This window comes from Pseudomonas sp. AGC41 (genome assembly GCF_057334555.1).
In genome coordinates this window covers 53,690-74,027 of the sequence record NZ_JBHFJB010000026.1, presented here as the reverse complement: position 1 = coordinate 74,027, position 20,338 = coordinate 53,690, and the positions used below count along the sequence as shown (strand labels likewise).

Here is a 20,338-nt window from a genome sequence, read left to right as displayed (position 1 = left end):
AACTGCCGCCGGAGTAAAAACCTGATTTATGTGGGGCTATGCAGGCTCGCTCCCACAGAGGGAGTGTTTGGTTCCAGCCTGACGGTCCACCACTGTGGCAGCAACCGCTGCACCTTGGCCTCGCCAAAGCGGTCGTCGATCAGCATCACCACCCCGCGATCCTGCTGGGTGCGGATGACGCGGCCAGCGGCCTGCACGACTTTTTGCAGGCCGGGATACAAGTAGGTGTAGTCATAGCCGTCGCCAAAGATCACCGCCATGCGCTGCTTGATCTGTTCATTGACCGGGTTGAACTGCGCCAGCCCGAGGGTGGCGATGAACGCTCCGATCAGCCGCGAGCCCGGCAGGTCGATGCCCTCGCCGAACGCGCCGCCCAGCACCGCGAAGCCAATGCCCTGGCTGTGCTCCATGAAGCGTTCGAGGAACGCCTGCCGCGGCGCCTCGCCCATGCCGCGCGATTGCGTCCAGGTCGCAATGTGCGGATGTCGCTCGGCCAACAACCCGGCCACCTGCTGCAAGTAATCGAAGCTGCTGAAGAACGCCAGGTAGTTGCCGGGACGCTCGGCGAACTGACGAGCCATCAGCGCGACGATCGGTTCCAGGGAACCCTGGCGGTGGGCAAAGCGGGTGGAGATCCGGCTGACCACCTGGACGTCCAGCTGCTCGGCCTGGAACGGCGACTCGACATCGATCCACACCGTGTCCGCGGGTGTGCCCAGCAAATCGGCGTAATAGCGGCGCGGGCTCAGGGTCGCGGAGAACAGTACGCTGCTGCGCGACGCCGTAAACCTGGGTCGCAGGAAACCGGCCGGCACCACGTTGCGCAGGCACAGCGTGGACAGGCTGCGCTGGCGGCTGGATTCGCGCTTATGAATATCGAACAGGAAATGCGCATCGAACGCCTCCGCCACGCGACCGAACTGCAAGGCATCGAAGTAGAAGGCTTGCAGCTGGCTGTCGAGTCCCTGGGGATGGTCATTGAGGTAATCGCCGATGGCGCTGGTGCACGTTCCCAGGGCCTGAAGCAGTTTCTCCGGCGGTTTTTCATACGCCTGGTAGGCGGCGATCTGCGGCTCGTGCAAGGCGTCCCATTGGCGATTGACCTTGCGCAACGCTTTTTTCAGAGGCTCGGGCGCGGTTTTCAGCACTGTCGCCAGCGCGAACTGGTCCAGGCTCGCGCTGTACATCTGGCGCCCTCGCTCCACCAGGTTGTGGGCTTCATCCACCAACGTCGCGACGGTCCAACCATTGGCCTGGGCGAGGCCGAAGAGCAAGGCGCTGAAGTCGAAGTAGTAGTTGTAGTCCGCCACCACCACGTCGGCCCAGCGGGCCATTTCCTGGCTCAGGTAGTACGGACAGACTTCGTGGCTCAGGGCGATCTCGCGCAACGCCGCCTGGTCGAGCAGTGTGACCTGGCTCGCCGCTGCCCGGGCCTGCGGCAGGCGATCGTAGAAGCCCCGGGCCAGCGGGCATGATTCGCCATGGCAGGCTTTATCCGGATGTTCGCAAGCCTTGTCCCGGGCGATCATTTCCAATACCCGCAGCGGCATTGCCGGGGCGTTGTTGGTGATCAGCCGGGCCGCATCCAGGGCCAGCCTGCGTCCGGGGGTTTTCGCCGTGAGAAAGAACACCTTGTCCAGACGCTGCGGCGCCAAGCCCTTGAGCATGGGGAACAAGGTGCCGACGGTCTTGCCGATGCCGGTGGGCGCCTGGGCCATCAGGCAGCGCCCGGTGCTGACCGCCTTGAACACCGATTCAGCCAGGTGACGTTGCCCCGGCCGAAAGCCGGCGTGGGGAAACGCCAGCGCCTGGGCGCCCAGGTTGCGCGCCTGGCGATGGCGCATTTCCTGTTCGGCCCACGCCAGGAAGCGTGCGCACTGCTGCTCGAAGAACGCCTGGAGCTGCGAGGCCTCGTAGCTTTGGGTCAGGCAGGTCTCCTTTTCACTGACGATGTCGAAGTAGACCAGGGCAACGTCAATGCCCGGCAACTGCAACTTGTCGCACAGCAGCCAGCCATAGATTTTCGCCTGGGCCCAATGCAACTGGCGGTGGTTGTCCGGTTGCTTGCTCAGGTCGCCCCGATAGGTCTTCACTTCCTCCAGGCGATTGCGGGCCGGGTCGTAGCCGTCGGCCCGCCCCTTGACTTTCAAGGTCTGGTAGACGCCTTCCAGGCTGACTTCGGCCTGATAACCCTCCTGGCGCCGCGCTGCCACGGTACGGTGGCCGACGATACCTTCCAGGGCGGTGGGTGACGGCGTGAAACGCAAGTCAAGATCGCCGACCTTGGCGGTGAACTCGCATAACGCCCGCACCGCAATGCTGTAGCCCGGCATCTCGGTCACGCGCCCTGCTCCGCCCATTGCACATAACAGACGGCGACGGGCATCCGGTGTTCGTGGCAGAACTCCAGCCAGCGCAGCTGGTTATCCTGCAGGCGATCGCCGGGGCCTTTGACTTCGATCATGCGGTAGGTCTTGTGCTGCGGCCAGAACTGGATCAGGTCGGGCATGCCGGCGCGGTTGGCCTTGATGTCCAGCAGCAAGCGGCCGAACCAGTGCTTCAGGTGTTCGGCCGGCAGACAGTCGAGCGCCTGGTCCAGCAGGTCTTCGGACAGCGCGCCCCAGAACACGAACGGTGACTGCACGCCCCATTTTTCCGCGTAACGTCGACGGATGGTCTGCCTATAGCGCCCGTCGTCCAGTTCGGCGAAGCACGCGGCGAACAGTCCGGCGCGACGATCATGAAAATCTTCGTTCAGCAGGTCCACCGGCCCGCGCTGGAACGGGTGGAAAAAAGCCCCCGGCAGCGGCGCAAAAATCGCCGGCCAGCACAACAGGCCGAACAGCGAATTGACCAGGCTGTTCTCGACGTAATGCACCGGGGCGGCTTCGTCGTGCAGATGAGCCTGGACGTAATATTCAACCGACAACGTCGGGTCGACACGCGGCAGATGCAAGTCCAGTCGCTCCACCTCCCTGGCCACGGCGCGAGCCACCGGCGGCCCGCCCAGTTTGCGCCGCAACCGGGGCACGATCCGCAGCAAGGCCTGGCGCTCGGCAGCACTTTGTGGCGCCTGGGCCGCGGCTTCACCCAGTTCGAGGGCCAGAGCATATTCGCCGACGCGCTCCAGCACGCGGATCATTCGCAGCCGCGCGTCGGGGTAGGTACAACCGTGATAAAGACTCAGGGCCTGGGCAAAATCACCGATGCGTTCGCAATGCTGGCCAAGCTGGAACAACAGCTTGCCCCGGCGCCGCTCCAACCATGGATTGTCGAGTTCCAGGGCATTGATCCGGGCGACGATCGGTTCGAGCGGCTCGCCGGCGTCCAAGCGTTGCTGGCATTCATGCAGGAACACACAGGCATCGATGTCCTCGCGACTGCGCAGCCCCCGGGACTCGACGGTGAACTCGACGGTCTCATAGACAAAGATACCCAGGTCCGCCAGGACGAATTCCGACCAGTCCTGATAAAGATTGCCGAAGAACATCAACCGCAAGCGGTCGCACAGCCCCATCACCGTGAGGCTGTACAGCCGCTCTTCGAGTTGCGGGCACCAGGCGCGGAACGGCTGCGGCTGGCCGTCCTGATCACTCAGGGCCTGCAGCCATGCGGACTTGCGTGCCTTGGGTTGCTCGATCAGATGCCCCAGGCAAAGGAGTATTTCCGGCTTGAGCAGCACATCGAACAGTTCAACGAGGCTCAGGCACGCCTGCTCTTCGACCCAGCCCAGCGCCAACAACGGCGCCACGGCGTCGGCGATGTCGCCAATTTCCACGTAGCGCAGTCTGGTGTGACGAAAGTGCAGGCCCTTGCGCATTACCATCCGCACCAGCAAGCCTTGGGCCGGACGCGGCAAAGCGATGAAATCATCAATAAACCGCTGTTCCTCGACACTCAATACGTCGGCATAACGTTGCGTCAGCCAGGCGAGGACCCGCTGGAAGTTGTTCAGGTAATAAAAGGGGTCGTCAAGGGGATTGGCTGTCACGGAAAAAGCGCCACGCATGCTGAAACACTGGTTATGCGTACAGATATCAGCTACTCGCGGCCCAGGCAACTGCAAAAGATGAGCGGTCGCCTATATTTAAAGGAGAAATCCTTCCCAGTGCGATGAACTTTCCTACAACAAGCGAGACCAATGGCGGTTAACTCAGTGATGGCCCGGTCGAATCAGCCGGGCTGCGTCCTTTCGAAAGAGGTTATGGATATGAACATCAGGTTTCTGGGCCTGCCCTTGGCCGTCACCGCGCTGCTGGCGCTGGCCGGCTGCGCCTCGCCGACCGTGGTGACCTTGCAGAACGGTACCCAGTATTTGACCGAGGACACGCCGAACACCCGCACCGCTGATGGCTTCTACGAATTCGAAGACATTTCTGGCCGCAAAGTCCGGGTCCGCGCCGATGAAGTGGCGACGATTCGCAAGGAAGACTGAACCGTTTCCTCCAGGCTTATTGCCCCCCAGTTTTTTTGCGCGCGTATTGATCGGCGCAAACCTCTCTCATGCAACCTCTTAACCAGCGATGCACCGGATCGGCATCCATACGCGGGTGCCAAAGCATCGCGATAGTGAACCCGGGCAGCGCAAACGGCAGCGCGAAACTGTGCATGCCGTGGCGCAAGCGGGTGGTGTAGCGCTCCGGCACGCTGGCGATGAGGTCGCTGGACCGGGCGAGCCCCAGCGCAGCGGAAAACCCCGGGACGCTGGTGATGATTTCACGGGACAGACCCAATGCGCCCAACGCCTGATCCATCGGTCCATGATCGAGGTCGTGCAGGGACACGCCGATGTGCGCGCCCATCGCATAGTCGGCAGCGCTCACCTCGATCTGGCTCAGCGGATGCCCCGGGCGGACCACGCCGATGAGGCGGTCGCGAAATAACGCCTGCGTGCGCAACTCCGGACGGGTGCGCTCATCCACCACGGCGGTTTCCAGATCCACACTGCCCTCGCGCAACGCGGCGCTGTCCTTATCGGCCTTGTCGACGAAACACAGTCGAACCCCTGGCGCCTGCTCGCTGACTCGGGCAATCAGCTCCAGCGCGAAATTCTCCACGAAGCCTTGCCGGGTGCGCAGCGTGAAGGTTCGGTTCACCCGTCGCAGATCCGGCGCCTGCTCCGGGCGCAGCGCGGCCTGGGCGTCCTGGACCAGCTGACTGACCTGCTCGCGCAACGCCAGCGCCCGCGGAGTTGGCACCAGACCCCGCCCGGCCCGCACCAGCAACGGGTCGCCGGTGGCCTGGCGCAACCGCGCCAATGCCCGGCTCATGGCCGAAGGACTGAGGCGCAGCCGCCGCGCCGCGCCAGCCACGCTGCCTTCGGACAGCAGCACATCCAGAGTGAGGAGCAAATTCAAATCGGGTACGGACATGGGTGGGTCTCGATCACAGATGGCGTTGTGTGCAGCTATAACATGCAACTGCTGCGTCTTCCGCCATGTTATGCCTCGGCGTACCGTTCTGACAGCTGCGCCGAAGGAGCCGCAGACAGAGAGGACACGATGAAACAAGCTATTGCAGAACACCCGCCGACAATCGCCGACAATCCACCGCAGCGCAGCGCACATGGGGCCTTGGCCAGCCTTGCACTGGCAACACTGCTCGCCTCCCTGGGCGCCAGCGTCGCCAGCGTCGGCTTGCCGGTGCTGGCACAGGCATTCGATGCCTCCTTCCAACTGGTCCAGTGGGTGGTACTCGCCTATCTGCTGGCAATCACCACGCTGATCGTCAGCCTCGGACGCTTGGGCGACCTCATCGGGCGCCGCAAGCTGCTGCTGGCGGGCATCGCGCTGTTCACGCTGGCTTCGGCCCTGTGTGGCCTGGCGCCGTCGTTGTGGCTGCTGATCGCTGCCAGGGCCCTGCAAGGCGTGGGCGCGGCCATCATGATGACGTTGACCTTGGCCCTGGTCGGCGAAACGGTCGACAAGGCCAGGATGGGCAGTGCCATGGGGCTGCTCGCCACGCTGTCGGCGGTGGGCACCGCGCTCGGCCCTTCTCTTGGTGGCGGGTTGATCAGCGGGTTCGGCTGGCAGGCTTTGTTCCTGGTCAACGTTCCTCTCGGGTTACTGACGCTGTTGCTGGCCTGGCGCTTTTTGCCTGCCGGATACCCGGCGCAAGAGACCGGGCGCGTGGGTTTCGATGGCCTGGGCACGCTCCTGCTGGCTTTCACACTGGGTGCTTATGCCCTGGCCATGACACTCGGACGTGGGAGCTTTGGCGCACTGAATATCGGCCTGTTGCTGGCGGCGGTGCTGAGCGGCGGATGGTTCGTGAGGACGCAGAAACGACTCGCGTCGCCACTGATCCCGCTGCCAATGTTTCGCGACCGCCTGCTCGTCTCAGGCCTGGCTGCAAGCGCGCTGGTCGCCGCGATCATGATGGCGACCTTGCTGGTCGGGCCGTTTTATCTCGCCATCGCCCTCGGGCTGGCTCCGGTATTGGTCGGCCTGGTGTTGGCGGCAGGGCCATGCGTCGCCGCCCTCGCCGGCATCCCCGCCGGGCGCCTGGCGGACCGTTTCGGCGTGAACCCCATGCGCCTCATCGGGCTGGCGACTCTGATGCTCGGTTGTCTGCTGCTGTCGCTGGTTCCTCCCGCCTTTGGGATAGCCGGTTATGCCGCGGCCATTGTGATCACGACACTTGGCTATGCGATGTTCCAGACAGCCAATAATACGGCGGTGATGGCCGACCTTGCTGTCCATCAGCGAGGGGTGACTGCCGGCCTGCTCAACTTGTCGCGCAACCTGGGGTTCTTTACTGGTGCATCGGTGCTTGGCGCAGTCTTCGCCAGCACCTTGCCGACGAACGGTATCGGCGCGACAACACCCGAGGCAGCGGCCCACGGGTTACACCTCACCTTCGCCATCGCCCTGTCACTGGCGGGCCTGGCACTGCTCATCGTGCTCAAATACCGCGGTTCAGAGCTGTTTTCCCGACGCCAATAGAAGCCTTGAAACCGATGATGGCATTCTGAACATTTCCGATTAGGTCATGATCCAGATCAAAAAAACTGAACCAATCGCCAAACGGACTGAAAAAATCCACATCAGCTTCATTTTCCGGTGCTATTTTAATTCTCACTGGTAGGGCCATGATGGCCCTTCCTTCCTGACGTGAGCAAACGGAAGCGCTTGATGAAGAAGGCGGGCTACAGATGAATAAAGGATCTTTCAGCAAGGTTACGTTCCCCAACGCCTGCCAGTTGATGCGCTGGCATTTTCATCCCATGGGCTTCGAGGCCAGTATGGATGCGCCGGGCAGCATGGTTGCCCGGTTGTTCGACCGTGCCAGCGGCGAAACCATGATCGCGATTGCAGGCATTCCCTGCGCCACCGTGATGAACGCGCCCGACGTGGAGCGGATAATCGAAGCGGTGGAAGCCGAGCTTGAAGCCTTCGTACCGCCGGTTGGCTTGCGACGATTCGCTTCCTGAACAAAAAAACCCAGATTCACTGTTGCGGTTCATTCAAGACAATCGACAAACCCGTGGCGAGGGAGCTTGCTCCCGCTGGGCTGCGAAGCGGCCCCAAAACCTGCCAATGCGGAGTATCAGGCACACCGCACCCGTAGGTTTACGACTGCTTCGCAGCCGAGCGGGAGCAAGCTCCCTCGCCACGGGCTTTTTTGTGGCCATCGGGCGAGTGACACGTATCAGCTACGCGCACGGCGATGATCGACAAAGAATGGCTTGCCCGCCGCGACACGGTCCGAAGCTCTGGGCGCGTTGGCCGCTTGACTGTCCTGGCCGTCGACATACCAGTAGCAATACTGCACCGCCCGCGTGATCCCCACGTATGCCAGGCGCAGAACCTCGTCTTTCTGCGCCGTGTCGTACGGTTCGGTGTCGCCGTCCTGGCCCAGCCCGGCCATCCGGTAGACCTGGTTCTTGTACGGCGAACTGGTCAGATGCTGGCAGTCACCCAGCAGGAATACCGCATCCGCTTCAAGGCCTTTCGCGCTGTGATAAGTCATTTGCCTGAAGCGCCTGAGTGGCACCGGCAGGCTAGAATCAACATTAGCTATTGGCTGAATATGCTTTTCTAACAATGACTTATCGCTACTTCTTCGATACAACATCAAGATCGAGTCACCGTTCCGGTAATGCTCATCAAGCCGCCGCGCCAACCCTTCGTCATCCCGATCCAGCACGTTGACCGGACTGGGCGTTCGTGACACGCCGCTGGCCTTGGCTTTTTTGCCAGGCATGGCCGCCGCCGCGCGCACGACGTGCTCGGCGGCGTCGATGATGTATTGATGGCTGCGGTAGTTTTCGGTGAGCATCACCCGGGTGCTGGCCGGGGACGGGAATTGCTTGTTGAAGGCCATGAAAAAACTTGGCGAACTGCCGCGCCAGCCATAGATCGATTGCCAGTCGTCACCCACGCACATCAGCGAAGAGCGCTGGGCGGCACGCCCCACGTGCAGGACAACACCGCGCCTGCGCACTTCGCGCAGGCTCGCGCGGATCCAGGAGACGATCTGCGGTGATACATCCTGGAACTCGTCGATCATCAAGTGGGCCATCGGCCGCAACAACGCGTCATCGAGCAGCTTGAAGTTTTCCTCTGAATGCTCGCTGAACAGCGCAAACATGCGGTTGTAGGTCATGATCGGCGGCGACTGGTCGAGCAGATGATCCTCGAAAGCGCGCCAGAAACGGCTCAACGCTTCGAAGAAATACCGATCCGGGTCGTCGTGAGAGAAACTCATCTTGCCCACGGCATCGGGAACATCCAGGCCGAGATTCTCGATGAACCCTGCCGCCGCGACAAAACAGTCCAGCAGAGGCGCCGAACTCAGCTCTCCCTTGACCTTGTAGTCGAACCCCGGACCGGCGCTGGCGTCCCCAGCCAACGAGGCCAATACACGCTTTGATTCTTCATAACTATCGAGCCATATCAAGGGCTTATGACAGAAAGCTTGAAACAGGGTTCGTTTTACCGCCCACTCCGCACGCAGGCTTAGCTTGGCCCCAGGGCGGCTGAGCTGAGGGTTCTCACGTGGATCAAACCCCAACATTACCCAGGCGTCCAGCGACGGTGCATAACCGTGGCAATAGAACCTGGAACCATTGATTTCGAAAGCTTGGCGCTTCGGTTCGATACCCTTGATTGGCCAAGCACCGGCCTTGAACCAGAGGTCCTCGATCGCAGCGCATAACGCTTCGTCGCGTTGGGCCGCCAGTTCAGTCACGGCTACCCGCTTCTGCACATCCGGGTGATCGCGCTCCAGCGTCTTGAGCTGCAAGGCGTGCCGGGAAAGCGGCTTGATCAGCTCGCGGAAACGCTCGTCGCGCTTGTAGAGGCTGTGATAACAGGCGTTGAGGTGTTGGCGCTGGACCTCATTGATGCGCAGGTCGAATGGGTTGGCCAGGGTTTCATCGTCATTTGGCCCGGCGCGCAGGCTCAGCGCCTCGAAGGCCTGGAGCCGTTCGAATCCAGGCAAGCTGCGCACCATGGGCAGGATCCGCGAGTGGAACGTGCGCACCAGATCACGCGCCTGCGCCGGGCTGATCGCATGCCCCCAAAGCGCAAACATCTCGATGAGTTTGCGCATGAAGTCCTTGCGCGACTCCCGGGTAAACGTCACCACGGTCATCGAATCCAGCTCGAACCCCAGGTAATGACAGAGCAGCACGATGCGCAATACCAGTGTTGTGGACTTGCCTGCGCCTGCGCCGGCGACGACCGATGTTGCCGGGGTGTCGCTAAAAATCATCTTCCACTGTGCGCTGCTGGGTTGCGCATGCGCCGGCAGCAGTCGCGCAACATCGGCCTTGATGCGCTTCTTCAGTTCGGCGGTAAGCGGCAGGCGCCAGTCATCGAACAACAGATCGTCGACTTTGGGCCCCGGATGCTCGGTGCTGCGCGAATCCCTGATCAGCAGGATCTGACGACCCTCTTCCAGGCCTTCGGCCTTGCCTTCCTTGAAACCATAATCAAAACCCGCGGTGTGTCCGCTACGAAAGCCATCGGCCTGGCCATGCAGCCAGGACGCCCGATGCTGGGCGCGCAGCCGCGTCAGGCCATGACCAAAAAATCGCGCAGCCAGGCGCTTGAGCCAGGGCATCTGGGCCAGTGGCAGGAGTTCGGGAGGAAGATCGGGGGTGTGTTGCGACACGCTGAAGGACTCCGGTGTTCAGAACCATGAGGGCTATGGTGTCTGGATTTGCAGCCGGATTCCAGCCAAAAGCTTTGCTGTCAGCTATTTAGACGATGAAATGAAAGTGATATGGCAGGTTGGCATTGCGACATTTTGGCGGACTGGCCCCTTCGCGAGCAGGCTCGCTCCCACAATGATTTGACTGTGACAGCGAGCCTGTTCGCGAAAAGGACGCGATCACTGCCCGGAAATTGCGCCATCCACGAGCGCCTGGGCCTCGACCACCAGCTGTTTCAGATGCTCGTCGCCAATGAAGCTTTCGGCGTAGATCTTGTAGATGTCCTCGGTGCCGGACGGACGCGCGGCAAACCAGCCATTTTCGGTCATGACCTTCAGGCCGCCGATGGCCTGATCATTGCCCGGGGCGTGACTGAGGATGCTCTGGATCTTTTCCCCCGCCAGTTCAGTGGACTGGACCTGATCCGGCGACAGCTTGCTCAGCAGCGCTTTCTGTTGCGGGCTGGCCCTGGCATCGACACGTACCGAGAACGGCTCGCCCAACTCGTCCGTCAGGGCGCGATAGGCCTGGCTTGGGTCGCGACCGGTGCGAGCGGTCATTTCAGCGGCCAACAGCGCTGGGATCAGACCGTCCTTGTCGGTGCTCCATACACCACCATCCTTGCGCAGGAACGAAGCACCGGCACTTTCCTCGCCGCCGAAGCCAAGGGAGCCATCGAACAGGCCGTCGGCGAACCACTTGAAGCCCACCGGCACCTCATAGAGGCGGCGGCCCAGGCGCCTGGCCACGCGATCGATCAGGCCGCTGCTGACCACGGTCTTGCCGACAGCGGCATCGGCACGCCATTGCGGCCGGTTCTGGAACAGATAATCGATGGAGACCGCCAGGTAATTGTTCGGCGCCAGCAAGCCGCCACTCGGTGTCACGATGCCGTGGCGATCATGGTCCGGGTCGCAGGCGAAGGCCACGTCGAAGCGCTCCTTCAGGCCGATCAGTCCTTGCATGGCGTGGCTGGAGGATGGGTCCATACGGATTTGCCCATCCCAATCGACCGTCATGAAGCGGAAGGTGGAATCCACCTGGGTGTTGACCACTTCCAGCTCCAGGCGGTAATGCTCGGCAATGGCGGGCCAGTAGCGCACGCCAGCGCCGCCCAGCGGGTCCACGCCCAGGCGCAGCCCGGAATCACGAATGGCATCGAAATCGATGGCATTGCCCAGGTCTGCCACGTAGGTATTGAGGAAATCGTGACGGTGAGTGGTTTCGGCCTTGAGCGCCTGCTCGTAGCTGATGCGCTTGACGCCGGCCAACTGGTTGGCCAACAGCTCGTTGGCCTTGGCTTCGATCCATTTGGTGATATGGGTATCGGCCGGACCGCCATTGGTGGGGTTGTATTTGTAGCCACCACTTTGCGGCGGATTGTGCGACGGCGTAATGACGATACCGTCAGCCAGCCCAGTGGTACGGCCACGGTTGTAGCACAGGATGGCGTGGGAAATCGCTGGCGTCGGGGTGTACTCGTCACCTTCGGCGATCATCACGGTCACGCCGTTGGCGGCCAGCACTTCCAGCGCGCTCGCTCCCGCCGGCGTCGACAGTGCATGAGTGTCGATGCCGACAAACAGCGGCCCGTCAATGCCCTGGGCTTCCCGGTACAGGCAGATCGCCTGACTGATGGCCAGTACGTGCCATTCGTTGAAACCCAAATCGAACGAGCTGCCACGGTGCCCCGAAGTGCCGAACGCGACGCGCTGGGTCGTAATCGAGGCATCGGGACGGCCGGTGTAATAGGCCGTCACCAGTCGCGGGATATCGATCAACAACTCTGCCGGCGCCGGCTTGCCCGCAAATGGACTGACTGTCATGCAAAACCTCGGAATGGAGTGGCTCGAAAAATGAAGGCAGTTTACTGACAGTTCGACCGTGACGCGACGGGTTCGATCCATCGCCCTGCGATCAGGACTGTTCGAGCCTCAAGGCCTCGGCCAGTGCGCAGAAGGCGGCTTCCCTGCCGTCCGCGCCGTCGAGCGCATGGGCCAGCCGGAAATGCTGGTCATACAGCCCCTGGGTGCTGAACAGTTCTCCCGGCGCGATGACGATTCGGCGGGCGAGCAGCCGCTGGAAAACCCGCCGCAGATCGACCTGGCGTGAAGAACGTACCCAGATTGTTGCGCCGCCTTCGGGCTCCGCCCATTGCAGGCAGTCTCCGGCTCGCTCGCGCAACAGTTGCGTCGCCGATGCGGCGCTTTCGCGCAGCAGGCGTCGCAATACCAGCAGATGCTGGTCGATCCTGCCATTGTTGTATAACCGCGCGATCGCTTTCTGGCGAATCGGCGAAAGACGAAACGCCCGTAACAGGAAATGACGCTGCAACAGCAGCGTCAATTGGCGCGACAACACATAACCGTAGGGAGCCTCGGGACCTATGGTCGTCTCGAAGGTGGAGTACACGATCAACCGGTCCGGGTCGAGCCACTCTCGAAAAGGCACTGCGCCGGGCTCGAACACCAGCTCCGTATGGCTGTCGTTTTCCAATACCCATGTGCCGTACTGCTCCAACAGGCGGGCCAGCGCTCGCCGGTCGGCCGCACTTTTCAGCGTGCCGCTGGGCATGCTCAGCACCGAAGACGCTATCATCAGGCAGATCTTTTCATTGGCCAGCAACCGCTCCAACTGTTCAAGATCGATTTCCCCCTCAGCCAGCAAGGGCAGCTCGATGATGCGGATATCGGCCGCTTGCAGCAAACGCAGGACCGTCCATTCGCAGGGTGACTCCACGAGCACCGTGTTGCCCTTGAGTGCCAGCACCGCAATCAGGATCTCGAGAACGCCACGCAAGTCGGCGCCGATGTAGACGTCGTCGGCATTCCAGCATCGCGAAGGGGAAGAGGTATAGCGTGCTGCCAATGCGGTCCGCAGCTCCTGCTCTCCCCAGGGCTGCAGGGGGTACTGTGAAGCACGCGGATACTGGCGCAGAAGTTCGCGCTCCAGTAGCAGGAGCGGACTGTCGAGCGGCTGCAACGAAGCCGGCTCGTCGCCGCTGAGCACCAGCATGCCCGGGCGGCGCGCGTTGACGTATAAGGTCTCCAACAGATCATCGCCATCGCCCAAGGTGGACACGCTGGCCATCGGCGATGCGTAGTATCCGGACTTCGCAATCGAATACACGCGCCCTTCCTTTTCCAACAGGGAATAAGCGTATTGAATGGTGGATATGGAGACATTGAGGCGCTCGGCCAGCTGCCGCAACGACGGCAGACGCACCCGAGCATCAGCGCCCAGCTCATTGATCAGGTTCGTCAGGTACCGATAAACCGCCTGGTAGGTAAAGTCTGTTTCGCGCAGGCCCTTCATGAGTCAGAACCATCGAACCGAACCATCACCAAGCGGGCCTGGGCGATCACAACAAAATACCTCAAAGCCCGTACCTCAGCGCAGCGCCGCACACTCACCCGGATCATCGGCGCCCTGCTCGCCCTGGTCCGTATCAGCGCGTTCCATGGCCGTTTGCGGATCCGCCCGGATGATCTCTGGTTCCGGCGTGGTGATTCGGGCCCGGTACAACTTGCATAACATCGCAACGGGCAGGCCACTGACATCAACCATCCAATGCGCCACCTGGTCGGTGACCGGACCGCCCCGCAAGGCCCTGTGAAGATCGGGCATGCCCACCAGCATGCCGGGATGACAGCAGCGCAGGAAATGCTCAAGGCCGGCGCCCTTTTCAACGAAGGGCGCAAACAACATGCACAATAGTTGCGTTTCGTTCAGATTGAGATTTCTTTCAGCTTCCAGGGCGATCGACGCTCGACGTTCGGCAATCTCCGAAGGTGAACCCAATAGCCCCTGGACCTGCTGGCAAACAGCCTCGGGCAAACGCTTGCGGTGCATGACCATGATCATGCGTTGCACGTAATCGGTGTAGCCCGCTTCGTAGCTGCGCGCCTGCTGATGACAGGCCTGCAGGCCGCATAGGTGCGCCGAGAGATACGGACTCAGGTATTCATGTTCGAGCGATGGTGCAATCAGCTCATCGGAGCTCACACCGAGGAATTCACTGAACAACGCCCAATTGCTTTCTTCCAGCCGGTCGGTGATCAGATCATCAATCCGAATGTGCCCCACTGGCCGGCAGGCCTCCAGCCGCCCTTCGGGTTGCCAGACGTCCAGGTGCTCCTGGCCGTAGAAACGCCGGAACAGGTCATTGCCCAGATATTCGAGTTGGGCAAAGAGGCCGTCGAATCCACCCACGGGCTCGAAAACCAGACCAATCTTGCGGGTCGCTCGCCGCAGCCCCGACAGGAACTGCTTTTGCTGGCGTGGCGTGTCGCAACTGACCCATGAGTCGACGCCCGCCTCCCAGCGAGCCATGTTCTTGTACAACTCCGCCATCGCCAGGTAGCCTTCGTCGCCCACGCCCAGCAGGCTTTCAGAGGAACGCAGGTGCCCCAGCATGAGCATGTCGGTGCGGTTGGCCTCGCGCCCTTGCGCCGATAGCTGCTTCGAGCGATCAAACGGCACCACCTCTCGATTGTCCGCCATCAACAGCTCCACCCGAGGATCGTCGTAAAGAAACAGCGCGCTGTAGCAACAGTGGATGTTTTCCAGGGTGGCCTGGGTCATCTCACCCAGGCGTGGCGTGGCGACGCGCAGGTCAAAGGTCGCGGGATGCCGGCCAGCAATGCTCAGCTGCGCGGCGCGCAGGGCCGTCAGCGCATAGAACCCCTCCCGACTGCCATTCTGCGCCACCAGCACCCGATAGTTGCCCATCCGTTCAATACCTCCAGCGGCGACGATCAATCGCTGGACCAGAAGCTGCAATGCGGTCCGTTCCGCACGGGAATAAAAATCCAACAAACGCTGCAATACCTGTTGATATACGTAAGTCATCGCTTGCTGATGAATTGCACTCATAACATTTACCTGGGATTCGTTTATTGGCGTCGCACCCACACCGCCCTGAATGCTTGACGCACCAGCCGGGTGAAAATTACTTCGCCATTTAGTAAGAGTATTGACGATATATTGTTCTTTCGCGCGAGATAATTAATCCACGTATGTATGGATCGTGACTCCCTGCCTAGCTGTTTTTTGCCTAAAGCGCCTGGATTCATTGCTCTCCGACCACCCCAAACAACCGTCCTAGGAGATTTCTTACAGCGTCCCACAGACAATGGAGACAGAAAACAACGAATATGCCGAGCGCTATTTCACCCTCGCCACAAGTCTTTTTTCACGGCAGCAGGCTACAAAGAGCAAACAACACTCCGAGTACTTTAAATAGAAAAATAAAGCAGGTGGCCGCGCGAGCTAATACTGCACAGAAATTCCTCCTTGAGTTCGGCTGTCAATATTCAATTATCAAGACTTAAGTAATGATTAAAAGATACAGATTGGCGGCAAAAACCAGTTCAGTTGCTTTTCGCGCCATGCCGCGCTTCGACAGACGGGTGTTGATGCGTGCGCAGCCATGCGCACGCCTGCTGTGGACAGACACACGGAAGGGGCAGAAAAGAATGGCCAGGACGGCCGCAAACAGCGCAAGAGTCGACAGGATGACTCTTGCGCAAGGGAGGACATCAGGCGGGATCGACGACCTGAAGGGCAACGCGTTCACGGCAAGGGCATTCGCCCATGTAACGATGGGCCTCGACGAACTCGGAGAATGCAAACACCCGAGTCTTCAGGGGCAACAGGACACGGTCGGCGGTCAATTGGTTGATATCGCGCAGCGCTCGTTGCAACGCAACCTGGTCCTGAAGGATGCCCAGCTCCGGCTTGCCGGTGAAATTGCCAATGCAGTGGACAAAGAACTGGATGTTCTTCTGGAACGCTGCGCAGGCTGGAAACGGTGTCTGGTTGCCGCCCTGCAAGCCATACAGCACCAGGCTGCCACGGGGGGCCAGGACGTCGCCGAGCAGCGACATCTGCGGCCCACCAAGGCCATCGAACACCACATCGACGCCACGGCTGTCGGTGAGCTTGTTGATTTGCATCAACAAGTCCTGCTCTTCAGTGACTATGACCTTCTCAGCGCCCAGCGACAGCAGATATTCACGCTCTTCAGCCGTCTTGGTGGCGGCAATTACCCGTACGCCCAAGGCCTTGCCAAGTTGCACGAAGGAAGGGCCGGCGCAATGGCTGGCATCGGTCACCAGGGCAAACTGCCCGGGCTTGACCCTTGCCAGGTCCATGTAGGCGAAATAAGCAATCAGCAACGGCGTGTAATGCACGGCGGCTTCGATCGGGCTGAGCACGTCGGGGTAACGGGTCAAGGCGGTGCGCGGCAGGACGATGACCTCACCGTACACCGGATAATCGTTCGGGCTTTCGGCAGGGAAGCTGGCAACCTTGTCGCCCACGGCCAAGTCATCGACCCCGTCACCGACGGCTATCACTACGCCAGCCATTTCATGACCGAGGCCCGAAGGCAGGCGCGCCTGGGACGACGCCAGATTCTGGCGCCACAGGGTGTCGTACCAACTGATGCCGATCGCTTCGACGCGGACCTGCACTTCTCCTGGCGCAGGAAGAGCCGCCGCATGCTCTTCGCATTTGAGCACCTCGGCACCACCAAACTTGTGAAAACGGATCGTGCGGGACATCGCAAACCTCGTCAAAGTAACCTCTAATGCCATGAACTCTATCCGGGCTTTGTACCCAAGACCATCAGTGGCTATTAATAGTCGACATGCCTGTCATTGATTCCGCAGTAAGAAAACCGAACCGGCCCTGTAGGACTCTGCCCTGAAAAATGCAATTAGCCGGTGCAGAGTACCAGCCTTTCCCCGTAAGATTCATGCCGGCCATTGTTCCCATATGGCCGCCCACGTCAAGCTTGCCGAATCTGCCAGGACCCCAGATGAATCGTAATGACCTGCGTCGTGTCGACCTGAACCTGTTGATCGTGTTCGAAACATTGATGCATGAGCGCAGTGTGACCCGCGCCGCCGAGAAATTGTTCCTCGGCCAACCGGCTATCAGCGCCGCACTGTCGCGCCTGCGCAGCCTGTTCGATGATCCGTTGTTCGTGCGCACTGGGCGCAGCATGGAACCTACCGCGCGGGCGGTGGAAATCTTCGCCCTGCTCTCTCCCGCCCTGGATTCGATTTCCACTGCTGTCAGCCGCGCGGCGGAGTTCGACCCGGCCACCAGCACCTCGGTGTTTCGCATCGGTCTGTCGGACGATGCCGAGTTCGCCCTGCTGCCAATGTTGCTCAAGCGCCTGCGGGCCGAAGCGCCGGGCATTGTACTGGTGGTGCGCCGGGTCAATTACATCTTGATGCCGGGCTTGCTGGCATCCGGAGAAATCTCCATTGGCGTGAGCTACACCGACGACCTGCCCGCCAATGCCAAGCGCAAGGTCCTTCGGCGCAGCTCACCGAAAGTGCTGCGCGCCGACACAGCGCCGGGACGCCTGACCCTGGACGAATTCTGCGCTCGCCCCCATGCATTGGTGTCCTTCGCCGGTGACTTGAGCGGGTTCATTGACGAAGAGCTGGAAACACTCGACCGCAAGCGTCATGTGGTTTTGGCCGTACCACAGTTCAACGGTCTGAGCACGCTGCTCTCGGGCACCGACATCATCGCCACCGTGCCCGACTACACCGCCGAAGCACTGACCGCCGCCGGTGGCGTGCGCGCCGAAGACCCACCGATCCCGGTGCGCAGCTTCGAACTGCACATGGCCTGGCGCGGCTCCCAGGACAACGACCCGGGCGAACGCTGGTTGAGATCGCGGATTCAGATGTTTTTTGGGGACCCCGATAGCCTGTGATGGACAGACCGTCGGGAGCCGACGGCCTACTATCCGGAAACCGGTGGTTTACTTGCCCAAAATGTTATTCAACGCAGCGGTATGGCCGGCCGAGTCGTTTACGCTGGACATCACTTCGATGACGGTGATCTTCTCATCGTTCATGGTCATCAACGAGGCCATCAGTAGTTTCAGGCCGTTGAAATCGTCGGTGCCGTCCAGGCGGTACATCTTCAGGCCGTTCACCTGAACGGTCTTCTCGCCAGTCATGCGAAAGTTGGGTGATGCGGCCTGCTGCGTTTCCTTCACGGTATCCACGGCGAGGAGAAACGCAGCGTCCGGGGTGGTGCCCGCAGTCGGCGCCGGACCTTCGGTAACGATGATGGCCCGCTCGCTTTTCGGATCGAAGTACATCGTGCCGCCGTTGTCGCTGTTCAAGGTACGGGCCTCGACACCTTTCAGCACGAACGTCAGCTTGCCGCCTGCCAGGGACACCGCTTGCGTGTCCGATGCCGTCGTAGCGGTTTCTTCAGGCGAGGCAGCAACTGCCAGGGTGGCCGCGCCGCTCAAGGCAGCAAGCACGCACAAGGAACGGGTCCAGCCCAACAGCAAATGCTTCGACATTGATAGCGCCTTTGTTTTCAGGCCGTCGAATACCGACGGCCTGTCGTGCGAACAGCCTAACTTACTTGCCTGCTCATTTGCCCAGGATGTCGCTCTCAGCCCTGGCTCATAGCGCTCTACTGATCCGAGGGCCAACCTGACATCGCCTGATCAACCACCATCTCCAGCATCCCACGATCGAAACCCGCCTTGGCCTGTACCGCCATGCCATGAAGCACGGCGCATACGTAAGCGGCCAATACCGAACAATTGGCAGTTGCGGGCAAGTCCCCCTCCCGTTGTGCACGTTCAAGGCGTTCCCGTAGCGCAGCCTCGCCAGCGGCGCGCGCGGCTATAAGCGCTTGGCGAATCGGCTCCGCATCATCTGATCCGGCAAGTGCCCCGTGGATTCCCAGGCATCCAGTGTGTTCTGGATAACGGGTATTCAACTCGACGGCGCTACGCAGAATGTGCAGCGCCACCTGGCGCGACGTTGGCAGCTCCAGCGCAGCAGGAAAGAACGAAAGGTGATGATCGTAGTAACGCTCGAGCGCCCGCAAGAAGAGCGTTTCCTTGTTGCCGAAAGCCGAATAGAGGGCTGGACGCTCGACCCCTGTCGCCTGCGTCAAATCGGTATATGACGCGCCTTCATAGCCCTTGCGCCAAAACACGGCAAGCGCCGCGTCCAGCGCCTGATTTACGTCGAACTCCCGACGGCGTCCCATTACGTGATCCCCTGCCATTTCATAACGACCGATATTAAATATCTTGACGCCCCAAGTCCAAGATAATAACGTTCGTTACAGTAATGGCCATTACGCAATTTTCCGCCCTTCATATCACGAGGTTTCAAATGCAAAAGCCATTGTTGGGTAAGGTTGCACTGGTAACGGGTGGCTCTCGCGGCCTTGGCGCCGTGACAGCGCAAGCCCTTGCTGATCAGGGTGCGGACGTTGCGATCAGTTACGTGGCATCGGCCGAAAAAGCGGTGGCCGTCGTCGCGAAGTTAAAGGACAAGGGCGTTCGTGCTCTGGCAATCAGGAGTGATCAAGCAGATATGTCCGCTGCGAAGCCGCTGATCGATGAGGTGGTCGCCTACTTCGGCAAGCTCGACATTCTCATCAACAACGCCGCTATCGCCGTGCAGGGCCAGACGGTGGATGACCCCAATCTGGATGTCGAAAACCTCGACCGGCAATGGCGGACCAACGTCATGGGGCCGGTGAGCGTTACGCGCGCCGCTGCTCCTGTTCTGTCGAATGGCGGTCGGATCATCTTCATCGGCTCGTTGTTGGGTACCCATGTCCCCTTTCAAGGGGCAGCTGACTACGCGGGTTCCAAAGCTGCCCTCATTGGCTATGCCAAAGGCCTGGCGCGCGACCTGGGCAGTCGCAACATCACAGTGAATGTCGTCCAACCTGGCGTCATGCCCACCGACATGGCTTCGCAAGTGCTAGGCGATGACGGAGCGCCCGACGCACTGCTCGACCTGCACCCGATCCGCCGCATCGCTACGCTGGAAGAGGTGTCAGCCCTAATCGGCTTCCTTGCGGGGCCTAACGGCGGTTACATGACTGGCGGTGTACACGACGTAGCGGGCGGGTTAAGCATCTAACTCGAACCCATCCTGGATCTTCAGATAAACCTGCAAGACAGCGGTCTTCTCTTCCGCCGCTGTCTTCACATGTGAATTGAGCATATGACTACCATTGGCATCATCGGCGCCGGCGAAGTCGGCAGCCAGATTGCACGCGCCGCCATCGCGAGCGGCTACAGCGTTGTCATCTCCAACTCTCGTGGCCCCGAAACGCTCAAGGGCCTGGTCGACGAACTGGGCCCCTTCGCGGGCGCCGCTACGG

General features: G+C 60.9%; 17 protein-coding genes. 6 read left to right on the top strand and 11 right to left on the bottom strand.

All coding sequences use genetic code 11. The annotated features are described in order from the left end of the window. Nucleotides 1-26 precede the first annotated feature (26 nt). On the bottom strand, nucleotides 27-2,333 hold the full coding sequence (locus ACE04F_RS04555; protein ID WP_486105227.1) for an ATP-dependent DNA helicase: 2,307 nt from the start codon (nucleotides 2,331-2,333) through the stop codon (nucleotides 27-29). Between the two features lie 5 nt (nucleotides 2,334-2,338). Further along, nucleotides 2,339-4,009, bottom strand: coding sequence for a VRR-NUC domain-containing protein (locus ACE04F_RS04550; RefSeq protein WP_486105185.1), 1,671 nt, complete (start codon nucleotides 4,007-4,009; stop codon nucleotides 2,339-2,341). A gap of 201 nt (nucleotides 4,010-4,210) precedes the next feature. Between ACE04F_RS04550 and ACE04F_RS04545 the strand changes: the two genes are divergently transcribed. Next, nucleotides 4,211-4,435, top strand: a complete 225-nt coding sequence (locus tag ACE04F_RS04545; RefSeq protein WP_305500808.1) for a YgdI/YgdR family lipoprotein — start codon at nucleotides 4,211-4,213, stop codon at nucleotides 4,433-4,435. A 16-nt stretch (nucleotides 4,436-4,451) separates the two neighbouring features. On the opposite strand, the gene ACE04F_RS04540 is transcribed toward ACE04F_RS04545, so the two are convergent. Then, nucleotides 4,452-5,372, bottom strand: a complete 921-nt coding sequence (locus ACE04F_RS04540; RefSeq protein ID WP_486105182.1) for a LysR family transcriptional regulator — start codon at nucleotides 5,370-5,372, stop codon at nucleotides 4,452-4,454. Nucleotides 5,373-5,501: 129 nt separating this feature from the next. On the opposite strand from ACE04F_RS04540, the gene ACE04F_RS04535 reads away from it, so the two are divergent. After that, nucleotides 5,502-6,944: an MFS transporter gene (locus tag ACE04F_RS04535; protein ID WP_486105180.1), complete on the top strand. Its 1,443-nt coding sequence runs from the start codon at nucleotides 5,502-5,504 to the stop codon at nucleotides 6,942-6,944. Here the strand turns inward: ACE04F_RS04535 and ACE04F_RS04530 are convergent. Then, a complete protein-coding gene (locus ACE04F_RS04530; protein ID WP_486105178.1) occupies nucleotides 6,904-7,092 on the bottom strand; it encodes a hypothetical protein in 189 nt (62 codons plus the stop codon). The genes ACE04F_RS04535 and ACE04F_RS04530 overlap by 41 nt on opposite strands. 61 nt (nucleotides 7,093-7,153) lie before the next feature. Between ACE04F_RS04530 and ACE04F_RS04525 the strand changes: the two genes are divergently transcribed. Continuing rightward, entirely contained in the window at nucleotides 7,154-7,432 is a 279-nt protein-coding gene (locus tag ACE04F_RS04525; RefSeq protein ID WP_003201764.1) for a DUF1652 domain-containing protein, read from the top strand. Between the two features lie 218 nt (nucleotides 7,433-7,650). On the opposite strand, the gene ACE04F_RS04520 is transcribed toward ACE04F_RS04525, so the two are convergent. The 5 genes from ACE04F_RS04520 to ACE04F_RS04500 form a co-directional block, all read right to left on the bottom strand. Further along, nucleotides 7,651-10,119, bottom strand: coding sequence for a UvrD-helicase domain-containing protein (locus ACE04F_RS04520; protein ID WP_486105175.1), 2,469 nt, complete (start codon nucleotides 10,117-10,119; stop codon nucleotides 7,651-7,653). Between the two features lie 219 nt (nucleotides 10,120-10,338). Further along, entirely contained in the window at nucleotides 10,339-11,985 is a 1,647-nt protein-coding gene (gene pgm, locus ACE04F_RS04515) for a phosphoglucomutase (alpha-D-glucose-1,6-bisphosphate-dependent) (protein ID WP_486105173.1), read from the bottom strand. Nucleotides 11,986-12,076: 91 nt separating this feature from the next. Continuing rightward, complete coding sequence (locus ACE04F_RS04510; protein WP_486105171.1) at nucleotides 12,077-13,474, bottom strand: aminotransferase-like domain-containing protein; 1,398 nt, start codon at nucleotides 13,472-13,474, stop codon at nucleotides 12,077-12,079. A gap of 75 nt (nucleotides 13,475-13,549) precedes the next feature. Next, the gene (locus tag ACE04F_RS04505) at nucleotides 13,550-15,034 is read right to left on the bottom strand and encodes a hypothetical protein (protein ID WP_486105169.1); all 1,485 of its coding nucleotides are present in this window, start codon (nucleotides 15,032-15,034) and stop codon (nucleotides 13,550-13,552) included. 665 nt (nucleotides 15,035-15,699) lie between these two features. Further along, on the bottom strand, nucleotides 15,700-16,725 hold the full coding sequence (locus ACE04F_RS04500; protein WP_486105167.1) for a zinc-dependent alcohol dehydrogenase family protein: 1,026 nt from the start codon (nucleotides 16,723-16,725) through the stop codon (nucleotides 15,700-15,702). 257 nt (nucleotides 16,726-16,982) lie between these two features. Here ACE04F_RS04500 and ACE04F_RS04495 point away from each other — a divergent pair, with 257 nt between their 5' ends. Then, entirely contained in the window at nucleotides 16,983-17,897 is a 915-nt protein-coding gene (locus ACE04F_RS04495) for a LysR family transcriptional regulator (RefSeq protein ID WP_486105165.1), read from the top strand. A 48-nt stretch (nucleotides 17,898-17,945) separates the two neighbouring features. On the opposite strand, the gene ACE04F_RS04490 is transcribed toward ACE04F_RS04495, so the two are convergent. Together ACE04F_RS04490 and ACE04F_RS04485 are read right to left on the bottom strand one after the other, a co-directional pair. Beyond that, nucleotides 17,946-18,500 carry a DcrB/PsbP domain-containing protein gene (locus tag ACE04F_RS04490; RefSeq protein WP_486105163.1) on the bottom strand — a complete coding sequence of 185 codons (555 nt, stop codon included), beginning with the start codon at nucleotides 18,498-18,500 and terminating at the stop codon, nucleotides 17,946-17,948. Nucleotides 18,501-18,616: 116 nt separating this feature from the next. After that, the gene (locus ACE04F_RS04485) at nucleotides 18,617-19,204 is read right to left on the bottom strand and encodes a TetR/AcrR family transcriptional regulator (protein WP_486105161.1); all 588 of its coding nucleotides are present in this window, start codon (nucleotides 19,202-19,204) and stop codon (nucleotides 18,617-18,619) included. A gap of 128 nt (nucleotides 19,205-19,332) precedes the next feature. On the opposite strand from ACE04F_RS04485, the gene ACE04F_RS04480 reads away from it, so the two are divergent. Further along, nucleotides 19,333-20,094 (top strand): SDR family NAD(P)-dependent oxidoreductase, encoded by a 762-nt coding sequence (locus ACE04F_RS04480; RefSeq protein WP_486105159.1) that lies wholly within the window; start codon nucleotides 19,333-19,335, stop codon nucleotides 20,092-20,094. Nucleotides 20,095-20,178: 84 nt separating this feature from the next. Continuing rightward, nucleotides 20,179-20,338, top strand: a 160-nt coding sequence (locus ACE04F_RS04475; protein WP_486105225.1) for an NAD(P)-binding domain-containing protein, incomplete at its 3' end; no start/stop codon positions are given.